The sequence below is a fragment of the Nitrospirota bacterium genome, from assembly GCA_016219645.1.
Taxonomy (GTDB): domain Bacteria; phylum Nitrospirota; class Nitrospiria; order Nitrospirales; family Nitrospiraceae; genus Palsa-1315.
The window spans coordinates 123,810-140,822 of the sequence record JACRLR010000021.1; the positions used below are offsets into that span (position 1 = coordinate 123,810).

Below are 17,013 nucleotides of genomic sequence, written 5' to 3' on the forward strand. Positions count from 1 at the left end.
TTGCGGAAACCTGAAGGCTGACCGCTATCGATTTTGTTCCACATCTACCCATTCTTAGCTTAGGCCGCTAATGATACGTCGGTAATCGTCCTCAGGAAATGCTTTTAACGTCGTGGAACGTACATTACCCAGCGATCCCAGCTTGAGACCGAAACTCGCTAGCTTGTCGTTGTTGGGCATATCCACAATGAGCACCAGATCGTACACCCCCAGCGTCATATAAACCGATTTGACCTCGCCACCCATGACCTTTGCGAGCTTCTTCACCCCATCCAGCCGCTTCGGCGACTCCTTCACGTTCTTGATTCCGTGATCGGTCCAGTTGAGCAGCATCACAGCGGTCACCATTGTAGTCTCCTTTCTACTCCCTCACCCAAAGCTCCGGAGGCTTTCCTTCCCTCGAGCGGGTGGCGCCGATCTGGGAGCCCGACCGCCCGCAGCGGGGTCCCTACACCGGGCGGGGTGCGAGGACGGTCGGGCTGGTCGGCGACAGGACCCGCTCTCTCCTCAGCTCTCCGGAGCCAACTTTATTTCTTTCACCTCCCCGAATCCCGACAGCAGCTTCGGCAGGGCTTCGCCGGAGCCGACTGCCAAAATGGTCAGCCGCTCAGGGTGAAAATGCTTCTTCGCCGCCGCCAGGATGTCCTCTTTCGTCAATGCGATCACGCGAGCACGCAATTGCTGGAGGAAATCCTTGGGAAGCCCGTCATATTCCAGTGTCATCAACCGCCCCACGATCGCGGACGAACTGGCAAACGAGAACACAAATGAATTGACATACGCCTCTTTCGCTTCTGCCAGTTCGGTGTCTGTCACCAGCTCGGCCCTCATCCGTTCTATGTTCGCGACAAACCGGGTAATGACCTCCTGCGTCGAGGGCAGCTTCGTCTCTGCACGCATCAGCCAAACGCCTTGATCGTGCATGCCGGTGTTCAAACGGCTGCCGACCGAGTAAGCCAGACCCTGCCTGGTCCGCACGTCGTTAAAGAGGCGGCTGCGGAAGGAGCTGCCACCAAGAATGTCGTTCGCGATTGCCAAGGCGACATAGTCCGGATCGTTCTCTTTGATCGACAGATGGCCGATGCGGAGATGCGTTTGAGATGTATCCTTGCTCACGAACCGTACAACGGGCTTTGCTGTCTTGACCTGGGGGACGTCGGCAATTGTCAGAACCGGCACCTCGCCTCTCTTCCAACCGCCGAACACGTCTTGCAGAAGGATCAGCATAGCGGACTTGTCGAAATCACCAGTCACTCCCAACATCAGGCCGTTTGGATGAATGGTCTTCCGGTGAAAGGCCACCAGATCGTCTCTGGTGATGCGGGTGATGGACGTAATGTCGCTTTCACGCGCCGTCGGGTGGTCTGCTCCGTACAGAAGCTTCATGAACTCGCGGCCGACAATAGAGCCGGGGTTGTCTTGCCTGCGGCGAATTCCTTCGATAGCCTGAAGCTTGGCCAGGTCGACCCTCGCCGGCTCAAAGGCGGGTGTCTGGATGAGACCTGCAAAAATCTGAAGGCCCCGCTTCAGATCCTTGCTGAGCACATCGAGTGACGCAGTACCGGATTGCCGTCCAATCGAGATGTTCACGTCCCCGGCAAACTGTTCGAGCTCTTCGTCCACTTGCTTGGATGATAAACCGCCGCCCCCCCCGGTTCGCATGACGGAGCCGGTCAAGGAAGCCAAGCCGATCTTCCCTGCCGGATCGAGCCAGCTGCCTGTTCGCATGGTCGCAGTGATGCTGACCAAGGGCAGCTCATGGTCCTCAAGAAAATATACGGTCATCCCGTTCTCGAGTACCACGCGATCCGGTTCTGGCGGGGTGAACTCAACCGGTGGAAATGTCATCTGCCGCGGATCGCCCAGCGCCATCTCAGCCGCACAAGCGCTGAGCGCCGGGAGCAGAATCGAGATGACCAACAAACCGACGGCCATTGCACTACGCCTTACCCCTAACTCCTTACCCCTTACACGTTTCACGCCCCTCATTGCGCCACCTCCTGCTGTGGCACAGTTGCAACGTGCTTCCCACCGGCCTTTTTCACCAATGTGGCCACTGTCCGGTTCGACTTTATGAAATACTCCGCTGCCACTCGCTGAATATCCGCAGGCGTCACAGCCGCAATTTTGTCCCGGGCCTTTAATGCATAACGCCAGTCTCCTGCCACCGTCTGATAGAGTGCCAATTGAGAAGCAAGACCTCCGTTGGATCGAAGCGCCCGCACCAAATCGGCATCGAGGTTATTCAGGACTTTCTCAAGCTCCTTGGCGGAGACCGGTTCCGTCTTGAGTCGTTCGATCTCGGCATAGATGGCCGCTTCGATTTCTGCCGTCGTATGGGGTGCGAGCGGCGTCGCGCTGAGTATGAACAGATTCGGAGAACGGACACCGGGATAATTCGAATCCGAATTCACCGAGGCGGCGATCCGTTTCTCGCGGATCAGATTTGTGTAGAGCCGGGACGTGAGCCCGTCGCTTAACACTGCGTCGATGACGTCGAATACATAGTCGTCGGGATGGCCCAGTGCCGGTTTGTGAAACCCGATGACCACCGACGGCTCTGCATCGAACTCTACTTCCACTCGCCGTTCCCCCCGTTGCGGCGGTTCAACGGTGACGAGCGGAGGCTGTGGAAGTGCGGCCGGTATCTTGCCGAACGTCTGCTCGATCAAGATCATGACCTCTTTCGGATTGATATCGCCCACGATCGCAATTGTCGCATTGCCGGGACCGTAGTAGGCTTTGAAGAAGGCTTCGGTGTCGGCCGGTGTGAGCGACAGGATGTCGGATTCCCAGCCGATCGTCGGAATGCCATAGGGATGTGCGCGAAAGGCAGCGGAAGAGAAGGTTTCAAACAGCAGCCCGTTGGCGCTGTCGTCATTCCGCAAACGACGCTCCTCCATGACCACCCCTCGTTCTTTGTAAAATTCGCGCAACACCGGATGCGCCATGCGGTCGGCTTCGAGCGCAGCCCATAGCGGCAGTCGATTGGCCGGGAGGTTGATCATATAGCGGGTCAGGTCCTTGCCGGTCGCGGCATTGAGTCCGACTCCCCCGTGGCGTTGATAGAGTAAAGCCATCTCATTACCTGCCACGTACTGCCCCGCCTGTTCTTGGAGCTCCGTAAATCGTTTCTGCAGCTTCTCAATGGCTGCCTGATCCTCTTGGCTCGCCGGTTTTTCCTGGCTTCTCCGTGCGAGCTCTCGTTGCCGCCGCTCCAGCTCGGTTCCCACTTGATACCACTCATCGAGAATCGGACGTTCTTTCTCGTAGTCCTTCGTCCCGACCGTTCTTGTGCCCTTGAATGCCATATGTTCGTAGAGATGTGCCAGGCCTGTTTGCCCCACCTGTTCGTTGACCCCCCCCACCGCGAAGGTCATGTTGAGTGAGACAACCGGTGTCTGATGGCGTTCGACCATGAGGATCGTCAACCCGTTCGTCAGTTTTTTCTCCAGCACACGATCCGCCAGCCCGAACGATGCCGCAAACGACAGGTCGAGGTTGAGGCTGAGGTTCAGGCCAAAGAGTACGCAGAAAGTTAGAAGGCCGCGACCGATTTTTATGGTGTCCTTACTCAACCTCAACCTTAGCCTCAACCTGCTTTTCATATAAAGAGCTCCATTAATTCCTCCGGTCGTTCGATAAACCAGTCTGGGCGACAGGCCTCCATTTTGGCACGATTGCCCATGCCGTATCCGACTGCACAGACTCGAATCCCGGCGTTATGCCCGCCGTTGATGTCGTTGGTACTATCCCCGATGAGCACGGTCTGTTCTTTCGCCACATTCAATTGCTCCATCACATGCAACAGCATGCCCGGCTCCGGTTTCAATCCGAACCCGTGATCGCCTCCGACGACATACTGAAAATGATGCGCCCCCAGCCCTTGGAGAATCACGTTCGTATACTCGATCGACTTGTTGGTGGCAACAGCCTTCCGTTTGCCTGCGAAATGCGTCAGTATCTCTCCAATTCCGGGGTAGAACGTGGTGCGATCGAGGCAGTGCGCCAAATACTGGCCTCTGAACACTCGCAACGCATCGTCGAAGCTGTTTCGACCACCCTCGCCGACCGATAGGCGCAACAGTTGTTTGATCCCATCCCCCACAAAGCCGAAGATTTCCTCGATAGGGCGCTGCGGCAGACCCAGTTCGGCCAATGTCAGGTTGACTGACGCGGCAATGTCCCATTTCGATTCAATAAGTGTGCCGTCCAGATCGAATATCAAGAGCTCGACCGAGGTCTTCCCCATCATTACTGTGCCTTTCGTAACTCGTCCTGTAAGGATCCAAGCCGGTCTCGTTTCACTTGATCGGTTTCTTTCAGCCACGCTTCGCGCACAACCTTCACCATCCGTTTCTGTCCGACGTGGGGGGGAAGCATCGGTTCGACAATCCTCCATCGATTCTTGATCGCCTTGACGCGAAACCGAATTTCCTCTGTCTCAGCCCCCTGAACAAAACCGGCGGTTTCCATGTACACCGAACCTAGAATGTGAAAGGTGACCGGAATCACAACCTCCAAACTATCGATCACTTCCCATTGGCGATAGTGCTCCGCCACGACAAAGTTCCGTGTCACGACGATATGTCCCCAGGCCGGCTCCCCATCCCAACTCGTATAGGACTCAATCGCCATGCTCGACAAGGCATCGAGCCGAGCCCCCTTATGATCGAGTGCCAGATAACGTTTCACCACCTCCGCAGGCGAGTGCTGGAGGGATCCGGTCTGCGCGAGCCCATCTCCGGTTGATAACACCAGAGCGAGCAACTGGCTCAGAATAAATACGAACCGCCCCATAACGTTGGGTGTCATCTTGTGATCTTTTCAGCCGACTGTGTGTAGCTTCATCAAATTGGTCTCTCCGGGTTGACCAATCCTGGTCCCTGATAGAATCACGATCCGCTGTCCCGTTGTCGCCAGTCCCTCGGTCTTCAGGCGCCGTTCCGCTTCATCAATTCGCTCATCAGTTTGAGCGATCTGCCGCATCGTGTGAGGCATGACACCCCAGTACAACGCCATCCGTTTCCGTACAGCTTCAAACGGAGTCAATGAAATAATTGACGCGTCGGGTCGCTGTTTTGACAGCAAGCGCGCAGTCGCACCCCGTTCGCTAAATGCGACGATGATGTTCGCCCCGATAGCTGAGGCTGCCGAAGATGCCGAATGGCAAATGGCCTCCGGGAATGAGCCGTCTCCCTGCGGGACGGCGGACGCGCGGGTATGCCATGATCGTGTCCCTTCTTCTACGGCTCGAACGATCCGGTCCATGACACGGACTGTTTCAACCGGGTATTGTCCGATCGCCGTCTCTGCGGACAACATGACGGCATCAGTCCCATCGAGCACGGCATTAGCCACATCCGACGCTTCGGCCCTTGTCGGCCGCGTGTGTTGCGTCATGGACTCCAACATCTGAGTGGCCGTGATGACGAGGCGGCGGCGGCGGTTGGCTTCGGCAATAATGCGCTTCTGTAGGAGCGGAACCGCCTCCGGCCCCATCTCCACTCCCAGATCGCCCCGCGCAACCATCACGCCGTCTGCCTGATCAAGAATCGCGTCCAAGCACTCAACCGCTTCCGGTCTTTCGATCTTCGCAATAATCGGCACCTCGCCCCCCCAGTCGGCCACTAACTTCCTTGCGGCTACCACATCATCGGGGCCTCTGACAAACGAGAGAGCTACATAATCCACCCCCTGCGCGATGCCGAACCGGAGATCGTCCCGATCTTTGTCAGTGAGAGTGGGGGCGCTGATGCGAGTATCCGGCAGGTTCATGCCCTTGTGCGAAGTGAGTCGCCCTCCGGTCACGACTCTGCATTCGACGGCGCCGCCGCTAATCCGATCAGCAATCAGCTCGATTAACCCATCGTCAATCAGGATGCGGGCTCCTGGCTGGACATCCCGTACCAGGTATTGGTACGTCACCGGGATTCCGCGCATACCGATTGGAGCAATAGATTGTGCGCCGAGTTGACCGCCCGACCGGAGCAAAGTCGTCACGAGTCTCACCGTCTGGCCGGCAATCAAGGCGAACCCGTCCTGATCGATTTCTCCGATACGGATCCTCGGTCCTTGCAGGTCCTGGATGATCGCCACCGCCACATGCCGACGATCCGCTACTTCACGAATGGCCTTGATCGCACGCGCATGTGATTCGTGGGTCCCATGAGAAAAGTTGAGTCGCGCCGCGTCCATGCCGCTCTCAATCAACTGATCCAGCACGGTGAGTGAATCGCTGGCGGGGCCAATGGTGCACACGATTTTGGCTTTACGCATGGACAAGACTGTCACTTTTTCCCGCTCTTCTCGTGGGATGTACGAGGACGCCATTCTAACAAACGACCACCGAGCTCACAACGCAACCACCGTTCAGACGCAGGCCGCCTCGTTTATTTGGTTTATCTTGTTTATTTGGTTGAACCAGACCAACCAGATAGACCAGATGAACCAAATCAACCAAATGAACCAGATGAACGAGACAGACCAGCGGACTTTTTCAGCATTCTGTTAAAGATGGATTCTAGGGCAGCTCGCTTCCGTGCATTCGGGCGAAGATATCCCAGTCGAACTGCTTCGGTGCCACAGCGTGGAGTGGAATCGCCTCGATAGTACCCGGCCCGCGATAGGCCAACATGCACCCGACCACCCGCTCCGGTTCCTTGACGAGACGGCGAATCGCTTCATAGGCCAGATCTTGTCCGATGGTCTTGTCCTCGGGGGTCGGGGGTGCTCCCCGTAACGTGTGACCGAGGATTGTGGCTTTGGTCGTAGGGGCGAGGCGATATTCACCGGGGCGTGCCTGAAACTGTGGCCACGTAGCGAGCGTGCTGGCGACATATTCGACCAGGCCTCGCACACCGCCATCCGGGTGATGGCGATGAGGCGTCTGTTCCGCCACCACAAACAGATGGCTTTTGTTCGGGACGCCAAAGGTGCGTTTGAGCGTGCCCAGGATGAAGTCGTCGATATATGAATCGGGATCGGGATGCTCGTTGACCAACAGGCCTTCAGCTCTGGCCTGATATGCACAGGCGAGGGCAAGATGGCCGGACCCTGCCCCCATAATCTCGACGAAAAAGACACTGCCCATGGCGGAACTGGTGGCTTTCAGCGACTCGATGGATTGATTCGCCAGAGACACGGCCGAATGAAAACCCAGGGAGGTCGTTCCCGCGATATTATTGTCGATCGAGCCGGGAATCCCGACGGCCTGAACCCCAAATCCTTCGTAGAGCGCCCGCGCGCCTCGAAGACTCCCGTCCCCACCGATGAGCACCAAGGCTCCGTCTTCCATGTAGGGCCGAAGATGCCGCATGGTGGCCTGTTGCACCTGCTCGTCCTTGAAATCTTCGAAGCGGCTGCTCCCGATTGGACTGCTCGCATGGCTGCCCATCCCACGGGTATCCTGCTCGGTCACGGCTGTGATCCAGTTGTTGGCCAGACCTAAGAACCCGTGACGGACGAAGTGGACTTCCAGGCCAAACCGGTTTCCTGTCACTCGCAACTCTTTCAACGCGGCGCCGGCGCCGGCAAAATCGCCACCCGAGACCAATGCTACGATCCGCTTGATCTGTCGGGGTTTGAGCGTGATCCGGTCTCTGCGTTCTCGCTCGACCTTCACCCAGGTCTCCCGCACTGCCCGTTCCCGCGCGGACAGACCCACAGCGGTGGAATAGCCGGATAAAAGTCCCTGTTCGTAGGCCAGCAAGACGACGTTATCCTGTCCCTCCTTATATTCGCCAAACTCGGTGAAGGCTTCGCGAAAGGGACGAGGATCGAGATAAATCATGAGCGCCCGCAGCGTGGAGCTGTGGCTGTACAGACACACGGCCTTCCCCTGGTGGGACTGACCCAACCGGCGGAAGCCATCGACGATATCCACATAGACATCGAAGAAGGAATGTCCGCCCGGGTAGCTGTAGAGGGGATGTTTGATCAGGCGTTTGGCCGTCGGTACATCCACACCGAATGCCTTCGCGGCCTCCTCGGCTTCCACCTTCTTCTCCAGCCCTGTGACCCATCCGAAATCCTGGGAGTCTAAGGCGGGATCGCAGGCGGGTGGGAGCGCCTCAGCATGGTGTTCCTGCGCCTGCATCAGCGCCGCTGTCACCCGCTCATACAATTGCCGCGTATTGGGGCTCTGGCTCACCAGCTGGACGAAGGTGCGTGGATCGAGATAGTTGTGAATATGCAGGAAGTCCAATTGTTGCCCTACCACGCCCAGCATCCTGGCCAGGGCTGCACCGACCGCGTCGGCTTTGGGGACGCCTCGCTCAGTATCCAGGACGTTCGCGAAGCGTCGCCCGACTCGATAGGTGCTGCTCTCCATACGTGAGATACCATGACGCATCGTGAACAGAAGCGTGCGACCGGTTAAATCGCGCGGCAAGAGCCAAAATCGATCCTCGCCCAAGTCCAGCACGATACGATCCTCGACCAACTGCGGCGTCAGTTGCGCACGCGGCACGATCGCCACCGGCCGGCGATGTGTCGGCTTCTGCACTGATCTGATTGGCATGCGGAGGAGCGGAGCCAACTCGCCTGCTGCGAGGAGAACATTCCAGGCGGCAAAGAATACCAGTTCGTCGCCCCGGCAACCCTCTTCGATCAGCGCGCGACGGGTAGCCCGATACTCCTCTGCCCCAGGAAAGCCGCCCTGCGCATCGCGCACAAACGCCCTGATCTTCTCCATGGCATCACGGGTTCGCTGTGGTCGATCGACTGAGGAAGGGGGGATGGGTGGGGACGCAATTCCCTCACCGGCGGTGCGATGCGCCAGCATCTCTCCATAGGCCAGGAGCCCTTCGGCTGTCACAAACTCGAGCCGGTCTATGGCGGATTCCAATCTGTACCTCGTTGGCTTGTCCCTGTGTAAGAGGCATCTACCTGCCCGCACGGTTGCCGGAAGATGCGGGCCTGGAGAACATCCCCAGCAACATGAATACGGTGGATGCTACGCTGGCAGATGAGCGATAGCAACAATTTCTGGCCTCAATCTCTGGCCTTGAGCACCCGCTCCTCTCACGCTCGTTGATCCTCCGAGATCGTACGTGCTAGGGTTCGTACGGTGCTTCCGCGCTTCGTAATACGAACGCGAAACTATGGATCGAACTTGGAAGGTTTATGCAATACTCGTCGTCCTCGGTGGGTTGCTGGTCGGTGGCCCCACAGGCTCCCCCAATGCCGCCTCATCGCCTGAACCGACCGTATCGTCTGCCTCTGTCCCATCTGTTCTGCCCGCAGGGCCTGCTCTTCACGATGCCACGCCGCCTCTCGATCGGCAATTACATCGAGCCGCGAAGGACCCGCTACAAAAAGCCAAAGATCTGCTGGAGGCAATTCAACGACATGAGGGCAAGGCCCTCCCTGGATATATCGGCGGCAGGGTATTCCAGAATCGTGAAAGACGGCTGCCGCGCGGTCACTATCGCGAGTACGATGTGAATCCCAAAATACGCGGCCGCGCACGGGATGCGGAGCGGATCGTCATCGAACAAGACAGTGGCAGGGCCTACTATACCGGTGACCATTACCGAACCTTCATGCCATTGAATGAGGTCCCATGACTCCGAAACATTCACTGGCATTGTCCACCTATCTCCAATCGACGAAAGCCCCCTGGACCTCATTACTTGTTGTCACAGACGGGAAGCGTGCCGAATCGCTGGTGCGCCCGCCGACCGGGTTCGCGCTGAAGGTCATCAGGGGCCGTCACTGTAAGACGCCGGCAAATCTGTTTGCGGAGTTTGCCCGGGCATTGGAGTTTCCCGACTACTTCGGCCACAACTGGGACGCATTGGAGGAATGTTTGGCTGATCTGGAGTGGCTGCCAGCCAAGGGCTACATTTTATTGGTCACAAATGCAGAAGGGGTATTGCCCGAGGATGAAGAAGAGTACGAAACCTTTCTTGAGATCTTGCGCGATGCGGGAGAGGCCTGGGGAAACGGACAGGCGGGAATGGGTGCGCGACGGGCCACTCCCTTCCACGCGCTATTCGTCGTATCGGAGCAGGAGAAAGCCAATCGGGCTCACTGGGGTATGAAAGAAATCAACGCGGAACCGACTCGGGCAGCGAATAGGCAACAACGGTCCCCCAACCGCAGACCGTCACGTTGATATCGAACCGGCCAGTACGGGAAGATTGAGGTGGAAGTGCCTGCCTTAGTGGCGCATCTTTACGGTCACGTGCAACAGGTCTGTCCAGTGGAAGAGTTTAGAAGACAGTTCGCTTGCGGTTCCAGAGTAAGAGGCCGTGTGAATCGATGTCTGCCAGCGGGCCTCGACTTCATGGCGATGAACGACGCAAATCCCATGCGTTTCCCGCTTGTCTTTGAGGGGAGCCTTTTCGCCCATCAGCTCGGTCTTCCCCTCTTGTCGGCACCACGAGCAGATAATCTTCATCGTTGATCCCGTAATCGTTCTTTAGGCGCGTGATACAGGCCTAATTAGGCAAGAGTTGAGCCGCATCAGTTGGTCACCTGAATCAACGCCTTTCCAATGGATTACGAAGAGTCCCTGTCAGCAGGCACCTAGCCTGGAGCAAAAAGTGGTGAGGAGGGGCTCTCTTTCAGACAATTTTTGGCCCCGGTCGTCTCATGACATCGGTCGAGCTTCCCCTTTCTTGACCGAGGCTCAGCTGCATGGTACTGTGCGCCCCCATTATGAAAACCACTCGCTCCAGCAAGCTTTTCACGGAAGCTCAACAACTCATTCCCGGGGGTGTGAATAGTCCGGTGCGTGCCTTTCGCTCTGTCGGAGGCGAACCCCGGTTTATCAAACGGGCCAAAGGCGCTCGCCTCTACGATGTCGACGGGAACAGCTACATCGACTACGTATTGTCATGGGGTCCGATGATTTTGGGTCATGCAGCTCCATCGGTGATCAGTGCGATCAAAAGGGCTGCCGCAAATGGAACCAGTTACGGCGCGCCGACCGAACTGGAAGTCATACTTGCCCGCATGATCCGCGATGCCTTTCCATCAATGGAAAAGGTCCGACTCGTGAGTTCCGGCACCGAAGCGGTCATGAGCGCGATTCGTGTCGCGCGTGGCTTTACGAAGCGAGACAGTATCCTGAAGTTTGAAGGGTGCTATCACGGCCACAGCGATTATTTGCTGGTGAAGGCCGGGTCCGGCCTGGCTACATTGGGGATTCCGGATTCGCTCGGAGTTCCCGCTGACTTTGCGAAACACACGTTGACTGTCCCATACAACGATATCCGGGCGGTTCAACAGATCGTGAAGGAACATCGGGACCGGTTGGCCTGCGTGATTCTGGAGCCGATCGCGGCGAACATGGGCGTCGTGCCGCCGACGCCGGAGTTCCTTGCGTCACTCCGCCGGCTGACCACAGAACACGACATACTCCTGATTTTCGACGAGGTCATCTCGGGCTTTCGTGTGGCCTATGGCGGCGCCCAAGCGCTCTACGGGATTACTCCTGATCTGACCGTGCTGGGGAAAATCATCGGCGGTGGATTGCCGGTCGGCGCCTATGGAGGACGGAAAGAGATCATGGATCTGATCGCGCCGCTGGGTCCGGTCTATCAGGCTGGGACCTTGTCGGGAAATCCGCTAGCCGTGTCCGCCGGCATTGCCACGCTCAAGCAGCTCAAAGCTCGCGGGGTCTACAAGAAGCTGGAAGAGAAATCTGCAGCCCTAGCCAAAGGGATCGGCGCCGCTGCGAAGAACGCCAAGGTGCCGCTCACGCAAACCAGAGTCGGCTCGATCCTCGGCGCCTTCTTTACGTCAGGCCCGGTGTCTGATTGGAATACAGCAAAACTGTCGGACACGAAGCGATACGGGCAATTCTTTCATGCGATGCTGGAACAGGGGGTGTATCTGGCCCCCTCTCAATTCGAAGCCGCCTTCCTCTCGACCGCTCATTCATCCCGCGATATCGAATACACGATCAAAGCCGCGCATTCCGCTTTCAAAGCACTGTGAAGAGCTGATCGCTATAGAAATCTCCCGCCTTTTTTAAGATAATCATCCGCCTGCTACTTACACCTCTACATCAAAGGGATACTCCTATGGTTACCCGGGTCGTCATATCACAGGGAATGTTGCAGTGAGCAAGCGGACCATTACCCTGATTCTTGTTGCCTACTTGACCGTTGTATGGGTGGCAGTCATCTTTCGCATCGATTATTTTCCATTAACCTGGGTCCCCATGTATAGCGGGTACAAGCCCAGCGAAACCATTTCAGTCAAAGTGTTTGATAAAGACAAAGAGAAAAAAGGCTTTAAAGTCACCTATCGGGACGGATCAACCGGGTACGTATCCTCTAAAGATCTGAATATTACCAAACCGCATTTTCGACGCTTGTACAATGATCTGTTGCCCGACTCAACAATGGTTGAAACCGCCCCCTCGAAACATAAAGAGGGAAATATTGAACTGGGAATGATCAACCGATGGATCCGCGGATTGGCTGAAGATAAGCCTCGATTTGCGGTTGATAGGGAGTGGGGAATGTTTTGGACTCTCAACAAAACCCTAGGGCATGAACCATCCGACCCTAAATTTATCATTCGAATAGAAGCCGACCAGCAGAACCGTGTGTACAGGAAGGAAGATTTATTGCGGCAGGACGTGGGGAACGTTCAAATTGATAACCGGCGGGCTTTGATCGAATGGCGGGACGAATGGCTGCCAAGGTGGGAACATGGCATGTTCTAACATCATCAGCCGGGCTTGGAATCAATTTTTCTTTACAGGGTTTTCAGGGGAAAGCCTTGGCCTGCTGCGGATGTACATTGGATGCGGGCTTCTGTTTTTTCACACCTATCAATTTGCCACCGTCCTGTCTCTTAACCACATAGGGGCCATGCATTACTTTATTGCGCCCATTTGGTACTTCAAGTTATTAGGGATTCAATATCATGTACCGGCCCTTTCGTTTGGCATGTATGCCATTTTGATGGGTGCAACCGTATCGATGATTTTAGGGAAAAACACCCGGACATCGATTCTCGTGATCATTCTCTGTGTTTTTTACCTGAAAGGAGTACGCGATAGCTTTGCGGGCGACGTTCACCATCGGGAAATCATTCCCATGCAGATTCTTTTCCTCTTTTTACTTTCCAAGTGTGGGGAAGTCCATTCTCGTGATGCCAGGCAGCGTCATATTCCCGCTGGAGTTCAGGAATGGGAGGCCAGCTGGCCCATAAAAACCATGCAACTGTATGTGGCGTTGTTTTATTTCTGGAGTGTGATTGCCAAAGTACGAACCTCGGGCTGGGTCTGGTTCGCCGGCGAAGGCAAAATTCAGGAAGTCTTAATCCTACGATCAGTCCGGTGGGGTGTGACCGATCAAGGAGAATTCCTCAAAAACGGGCTCAGTTTTGAGCTGGCCCAACATCCGGAACTCATTCAAATCTTCTCTATTCTCGTCCTGGCTTTCGAGCTGGGATTTCCCCTGCTGCTCTTAATCAAATCCGTCAAATTGCGGCTCGCGTTTATTTTAGGAGTCACCACATTCCATATTGCTAGTTTTGTCTTGATGGACGTCAACTTTTTGTTAATTCCATTTGTCTATCTTATTTTCTTTGACCTCGTTCCCATTCATCAATGGCTCAAAACCCGTGCATGGCCATTGTTCAGACGCCGTCTCTCTATGGCCGGGTAGGCTCAAGGAGCCTGTCCGACATTGCCCTTCGTGACGAGCCGAATGAGGTGCGGCCAGGTGCCAGGCCGCAGACCCGGAAAAACCGGAGGTGTATTCGCTGGAATACATTGAGGATTTTTTCGGGTCGAGAACGACGCAGATGGCTGCAGATCGTTCGCCGCAGTAGAAAGGGTAATGTCGGACAGGCTCCTAAAGCCTCACCCATGCAATCATGCCTACCTCCGAGGTGCTATAATGAGGCCGGCCATATACTGTACATATATCGGCACACCTCAAGGAAAGATCGGACAACCGAGAGGGACATGTGAAACAGGGATCTCCGGTACAATCCCATGAATGGGGCCATTACGAGCGGGTGATTGTTTTTGACGGGGTATGCAATTTTTGCAATGCGTTTGTCAATTTTGTCCTCCAGCGGGATTCCCGAGGATTATTTAGATTCGGAACTCTTCAATCCCAACCCGCCCAAGACATTCTCGCTCAGCTAGGCCTCTCGACCCAGGATTATGAAACCTTTTTACTGCTGGAAAACGGGAAGGTCTTCACGAAATCCACGGCGGCCCTCAAAGTTCTTCGCTGCCTTCCCGGGGTGTGGCCCTGGATCTATGCCTTCATCATCATTCCCCGGCCTCTTCGAGATATGGTCTACGGTATTATCGCCCGGAATCGCTATCAGTGGATGGGCAAGTCGGACACGTGCCGTGTGCCGACTCCGAAAGAACGAGCCAGGTTTATTTAGGACAAACCCTCTTGGACCGCGCCGTCTGCTGGGGTTATTCCGCCTTTGCCAGCCCTAACCGATCCCGCACAATCGGACCCAAACATGCGGCAACGGCCGCATTTGCTTGGAGAGTATAGTGCCCTCCGCCTGCCTTACCCATCGGAATGAAATGATTGGGTTCTGAATCTCGCTTAAGGCAGGATGTCAGATCCACATGCTCTAGTTGTGCATTTTGGAGAATTTGGAGTCCTTCCGGAATCCATGGTGACTTTTTTTTGAAATCCCGTTTGTTAGGCAGGTATACGAGCAAAGGAGTTGCTCCGTCCTTATGCACTGCGTCAACGAAGGCATGCAGGAGACTTGAATTGAGTGCACGCATATCCGCATCAGACACAAATGGTCGATCCTTTTCAGAGAATCGATATATCGAGATCAGAAACCGCAAGAAGTAAGAACGGTACACACCCCGCCATTGTGGTCTATCCCAGTCTGTGCGGTTGTACTTCTCGTCGTATTCGATGAACGGGACATCGTGAATAGAGGGAAGCATGAATATATCCTCCGCCTTCGGCAGAGGCTGGTTCACAATATTGGGTATGCCTCTTTGATCAAGCACGAATCGAGGCTTCATAAGCGGAAACGGTATTTGGTCGACAATGAGAAATCCATAGGCACTCATGGTTCGGTGGAGATCGGGGTCAATGAACGACAGAATTACCAGATTGGACTTCCAGGAAGGCACATCTCTCTTGTATCGAAGATACATCTGGTCGATGCCATAACCTCCGACACCGAAATTCAGTACTCGACAACCTTTGGGGAGCAGTTGCTCCAACCGATACCCCCACGAGTCTTCAAACCGCACGCCGTCACCAAACGTAAAGGAGTCCCCCACGAGCGCGACCCGACAGTTACCGAGCCCGTTGCGCAGAACTTCTCCCTGCGTGGCACTCCGCAGTCCCTCGGCACTGATCTCGGATAAACCATCTTCGCTTTTCCTGTTTGCTCCAGCTGTCCACCCTAACGTATCATCTCCTGTAGTCTTGCTCGATGCCAGCATCGTTCGCTGCCGATCGGCAAACTCTCGCCACTGGCGGGGGAGCAGACGAAACTTACCCACAAATGTCCCGTTGTGCCTCTCAACAGCTGCGATGCGAAGAGCGGCTTCACTGATACCTCCGGCCAGAACGATGACCAGGAGACTCATGATCACGGCATACCGTCTATCCCTGTTGCGGCCCTGCGAACCAGAAAGAAATCGAACGAGCACGCCGCTTGCCACGAGGAGCCCTAACACTGCGACCATACACAGGATTACACTGGGGCTCAGAAGGAACTGACCCCATGAAGGTTTGGTCCTGTAGTGATACAAACCGACGAGCAACATACCGCCACACAGTGCCATGCCATAGAGGGCCATCGAGATGGCCACCGTGCCGTTTGGTGACGGCTCGCGTCGAATAGCATTGTCAGGTAGCCTTGTCATCTCTTTCGCCCCTGTATCATTCTTCAGTGTGCAGCCCAGCTTTTCCACCCACCGACAAATACCAGCCTCCAAACCCTCCTAGAGACACAGCCCGTTCAGCGCGACATGCCAAATTGTGTCCTGGCGCTCAGGCAGGCCAGTGGCAGCTTGAGGAACATCCCGTGTTGTTCGTGACGGCGCAGTGCACAGGGAAGCGACGGTAGGGACGAAGCGTGAAGGGCATAGGGCCTCGCAGGGAAGCGTATTGTAGGAGGGATGCACAGAAAAGCGCAAGCGGACGTATCTGGCCGAGGGTTGCTCGTCCCAGCAGATTGCCGGGCGTCTCAAACGCGTGTATCCTAACGGCATGCGCCCACGCCGCTGCGCAAAACCTTGATCTACGATCGGGGGAAAGAGATGGCCGAACACGGGTGCCTGGCAGAACGGCTCGCAATCCGGGTATTCGTTGCCGATCGGGACAGCCCGTGGCAACGCGGCACCAATGAGACACCACGGGGCTGCGGTGTCAGTATTCACCTGTTGCACTTGGAACTTGAAACCGCCAGGGAATTCTGATGAATATTTTGGGAATCTCAGCTTTTTATCACGATAGCGCTGCGTGCTTGGTACGGGACGGCGAGATCGTTGCCGCAGCCCAAGAAGAGAGATTTACGAGAAAGAAGCACGACCCGGGGTTTCCACGTCGAGCCGTTGAGTATTGTCTGGGCCAGGCCGGGATTGGCATCAAGGATCTCAAATATGTCGTGTTTTATGACAAGCCGCTCATCAAATTTGAACGATTGCTGGAAACCTATGTCGGGTTCGCCCCCAATGGAATTCAATCGTTCCTGGCCGCGATGCCGGTGTGGATGAAAGAGAAACTCTTTCTACGCACCTTGCTGCGAAAGGAAGTGCTGGCCTGTTCGAACGGCTTGGAAAAGTCAGCATTGCCGGAGTTTCTCTTCGGTGAACATCACGAGTCCCACGCGGCCTCCGCCTTCTATCCCTCACCGTATGAACGGGCAGGTGTCCTGTGCATGGACGGAGTCGGGGAGTGGGCGACCACCTCGGCGTGGCTGGGGGAAGGACATACACTGACCCCGCTGTGGGACATTCCATTTCCTCACTCGATTGGCCTCCTGTATTCGGCCTTCACCTATTACACGGGCTTCAAAGTCAACTCCGGTGAATAC

General features: G+C 55.8%; 16 protein-coding genes. 7 read left to right on the top strand and 9 right to left on the bottom strand.

Going from position 1 to position 17,013, the window contains the following annotated elements:
- Positions 1 to 54: 54 nt before the first annotated feature.
- The 7 genes from HZB34_10860 to HZB34_10890 all read right to left on the bottom strand — a co-directional run bounded on the left by HZB34_10860 (position 55) and on the right by HZB34_10890 (position 8,848).
- Positions 55 to 348, bottom strand: coding sequence for a GYD domain-containing protein (locus HZB34_10860; GenBank protein MBI5316461.1), 294 nt, complete (start codon positions 346 to 348; stop codon positions 55 to 57).
- A gap of 159 nt (positions 349 to 507) precedes the next feature.
- A complete protein-coding gene (locus tag HZB34_10865; GenBank protein ID MBI5316462.1) occupies positions 508 to 1,980 on the bottom strand; it encodes an insulinase family protein in 1,473 nt (490 codons plus the stop codon).
- A 5-nt stretch (positions 1,981 to 1,985) separates the two neighbouring features.
- Positions 1,986 to 3,608, bottom strand: coding sequence for an insulinase family protein (locus HZB34_10870; protein MBI5316463.1), 1,623 nt, complete (start codon positions 3,606 to 3,608; stop codon positions 1,986 to 1,988).
- Positions 3,605 to 4,255 carry an HAD-IA family hydrolase gene (locus HZB34_10875; GenBank protein MBI5316464.1) on the bottom strand — a complete coding sequence of 217 codons (651 nt, stop codon included), beginning with the start codon at positions 4,253 to 4,255 and terminating at the stop codon, positions 3,605 to 3,607. The genes HZB34_10870 and HZB34_10875 overlap by 4 nt, the downstream gene beginning before the upstream one ends.
- Complete coding sequence (locus HZB34_10880; GenBank protein ID MBI5316465.1) at positions 4,255 to 4,815, bottom strand: hypothetical protein; 561 nt, start codon at positions 4,813 to 4,815, stop codon at positions 4,255 to 4,257. The genes HZB34_10875 and HZB34_10880 overlap by 1 nt, the downstream gene beginning before the upstream one ends.
- A 12-nt stretch (positions 4,816 to 4,827) precedes the next feature.
- Positions 4,828 to 6,279 carry a pyruvate kinase gene (gene pyk / locus HZB34_10885; protein ID MBI5316466.1) on the bottom strand — a complete coding sequence of 484 codons (1,452 nt, stop codon included), beginning with the start codon at positions 6,277 to 6,279 and terminating at the stop codon, positions 4,828 to 4,830.
- A gap of 244 nt (positions 6,280 to 6,523) precedes the next feature.
- Positions 6,524 to 8,848, bottom strand: a complete 2,325-nt coding sequence (locus HZB34_10890; protein MBI5316467.1) for a 6-phosphofructokinase — start codon at positions 8,846 to 8,848, stop codon at positions 6,524 to 6,526.
- 256 nt (positions 8,849 to 9,104) lie between these two features.
- On the opposite strand from HZB34_10890, the gene HZB34_10895 reads away from it, so the two are divergent.
- Both HZB34_10895 and HZB34_10900 read left to right on the top strand, forming a co-directional pair.
- Positions 9,105 to 9,569, top strand: coding sequence for a hypothetical protein (locus tag HZB34_10895; GenBank protein MBI5316468.1), 465 nt, complete (start codon positions 9,105 to 9,107; stop codon positions 9,567 to 9,569).
- Complete coding sequence (locus HZB34_10900; GenBank protein ID MBI5316469.1) at positions 9,566 to 10,120, top strand: barstar family protein; 555 nt, start codon at positions 9,566 to 9,568, stop codon at positions 10,118 to 10,120. The genes HZB34_10895 and HZB34_10900 overlap by 4 nt, the downstream gene beginning before the upstream one ends.
- A 45-nt stretch (positions 10,121 to 10,165) precedes the next feature.
- On the opposite strand, the gene HZB34_10905 is transcribed toward HZB34_10900, so the two are convergent.
- A complete protein-coding gene (locus HZB34_10905) occupies positions 10,166 to 10,405 on the bottom strand; it encodes a hypothetical protein (protein MBI5316470.1) in 240 nt (79 codons plus the stop codon).
- A gap of 260 nt (positions 10,406 to 10,665) precedes the next feature.
- Here HZB34_10905 and hemL point away from each other — a divergent pair, with 260 nt between their 5' ends.
- The 4 genes from hemL to HZB34_10925 all read left to right on the top strand — a co-directional run bounded on the left by hemL (position 10,666) and on the right by HZB34_10925 (position 14,373).
- Positions 10,666 to 11,949, top strand: coding sequence for a glutamate-1-semialdehyde 2,1-aminomutase (gene hemL, locus HZB34_10910; protein ID MBI5316471.1), 1,284 nt, complete (start codon positions 10,666 to 10,668; stop codon positions 11,947 to 11,949).
- Between the two features lie 124 nt (positions 11,950 to 12,073).
- Positions 12,074 to 12,685, top strand: a complete 612-nt coding sequence (locus tag HZB34_10915) for a hypothetical protein (protein MBI5316472.1) — start codon at positions 12,074 to 12,076, stop codon at positions 12,683 to 12,685.
- Positions 12,672 to 13,634: a hypothetical protein gene (locus HZB34_10920; GenBank protein ID MBI5316473.1), complete on the top strand. Its 963-nt coding sequence runs from the start codon at positions 12,672 to 12,674 to the stop codon at positions 13,632 to 13,634. The genes HZB34_10915 and HZB34_10920 overlap by 14 nt, the downstream gene beginning before the upstream one ends.
- Positions 13,635 to 13,938: 304 nt before the next feature.
- Positions 13,939 to 14,373 carry a thiol-disulfide oxidoreductase DCC family protein gene (locus HZB34_10925; GenBank protein MBI5316474.1) on the top strand — a complete coding sequence of 145 codons (435 nt, stop codon included), beginning with the start codon at positions 13,939 to 13,941 and terminating at the stop codon, positions 14,371 to 14,373.
- 34 nt (positions 14,374 to 14,407) lie between these two features.
- On the opposite strand, the gene HZB34_10930 is transcribed toward HZB34_10925, so the two are convergent.
- Positions 14,408 to 15,841: a hypothetical protein gene (locus tag HZB34_10930; GenBank protein ID MBI5316475.1), complete on the bottom strand. Its 1,434-nt coding sequence runs from the start codon at positions 15,839 to 15,841 to the stop codon at positions 14,408 to 14,410.
- Between the two features lie 554 nt (positions 15,842 to 16,395).
- On the opposite strand from HZB34_10930, the gene HZB34_10935 reads away from it, so the two are divergent.
- Positions 16,396 to 17,013 (top strand): hypothetical protein (locus tag HZB34_10935; GenBank protein MBI5316476.1); only part of this gene is annotated, 618 nt, incomplete at its 3' end.

Bases quoted from the DNA above. Each gene is read 5' to 3' on its own strand.
- hemL (MBI5316471.1), top strand. From the start codon at position 10,666: ATGAAAACCACTCGCTCCAGCAAGCTTTTCACGGAAGCTCAACAACTC.
- HZB34_10900 (MBI5316469.1), top strand. From the start codon at position 9,566: ATGACTCCGAAACATTCACTGGCATTGTCCACCTATCTCCAATCGACG.
- HZB34_10875 (MBI5316464.1), bottom strand. From the start codon at position 4,255: ATGATGGGGAAGACCTCGGTCGAGCTCTTGATATTCGATCTGGACGGC.
- HZB34_10905 (MBI5316470.1), bottom strand. From the start codon at position 10,405: ATGAAGATTATCTGCTCGTGGTGCCGACAAGAGGGGAAGACCGAGCTG.
- HZB34_10870 (MBI5316463.1), bottom strand. From the start codon at position 3,608: ATGAAAAGCAGGTTGAGGCTAAGGTTGAGGTTGAGTAAGGACACCATA.
- pyk (MBI5316466.1), bottom strand. From the start codon at position 6,279: ATGCGTAAAGCCAAAATCGTGTGCACCATTGGCCCCGCCAGCGATTCA.
- HZB34_10860 (MBI5316461.1), bottom strand. From the start codon at position 348: ATGGTGACCGCTGTGATGCTGCTCAACTGGACCGATCACGGAATCAAG.
- HZB34_10920 (MBI5316473.1), top strand. From the start codon at position 12,672: ATGGCATGTTCTAACATCATCAGCCGGGCTTGGAATCAATTTTTCTTT.
- HZB34_10895 (MBI5316468.1), top strand. From the start codon at position 9,105: ATGGATCGAACTTGGAAGGTTTATGCAATACTCGTCGTCCTCGGTGGG.
- HZB34_10880 (MBI5316465.1), bottom strand. From the start codon at position 4,815: ATGACACCCAACGTTATGGGGCGGTTCGTATTTATTCTGAGCCAGTTG.
- HZB34_10930 (MBI5316475.1), bottom strand. From the start codon at position 15,841: ATGACAAGGCTACCTGACAATGCTATTCGACGCGAGCCGTCACCAAAC.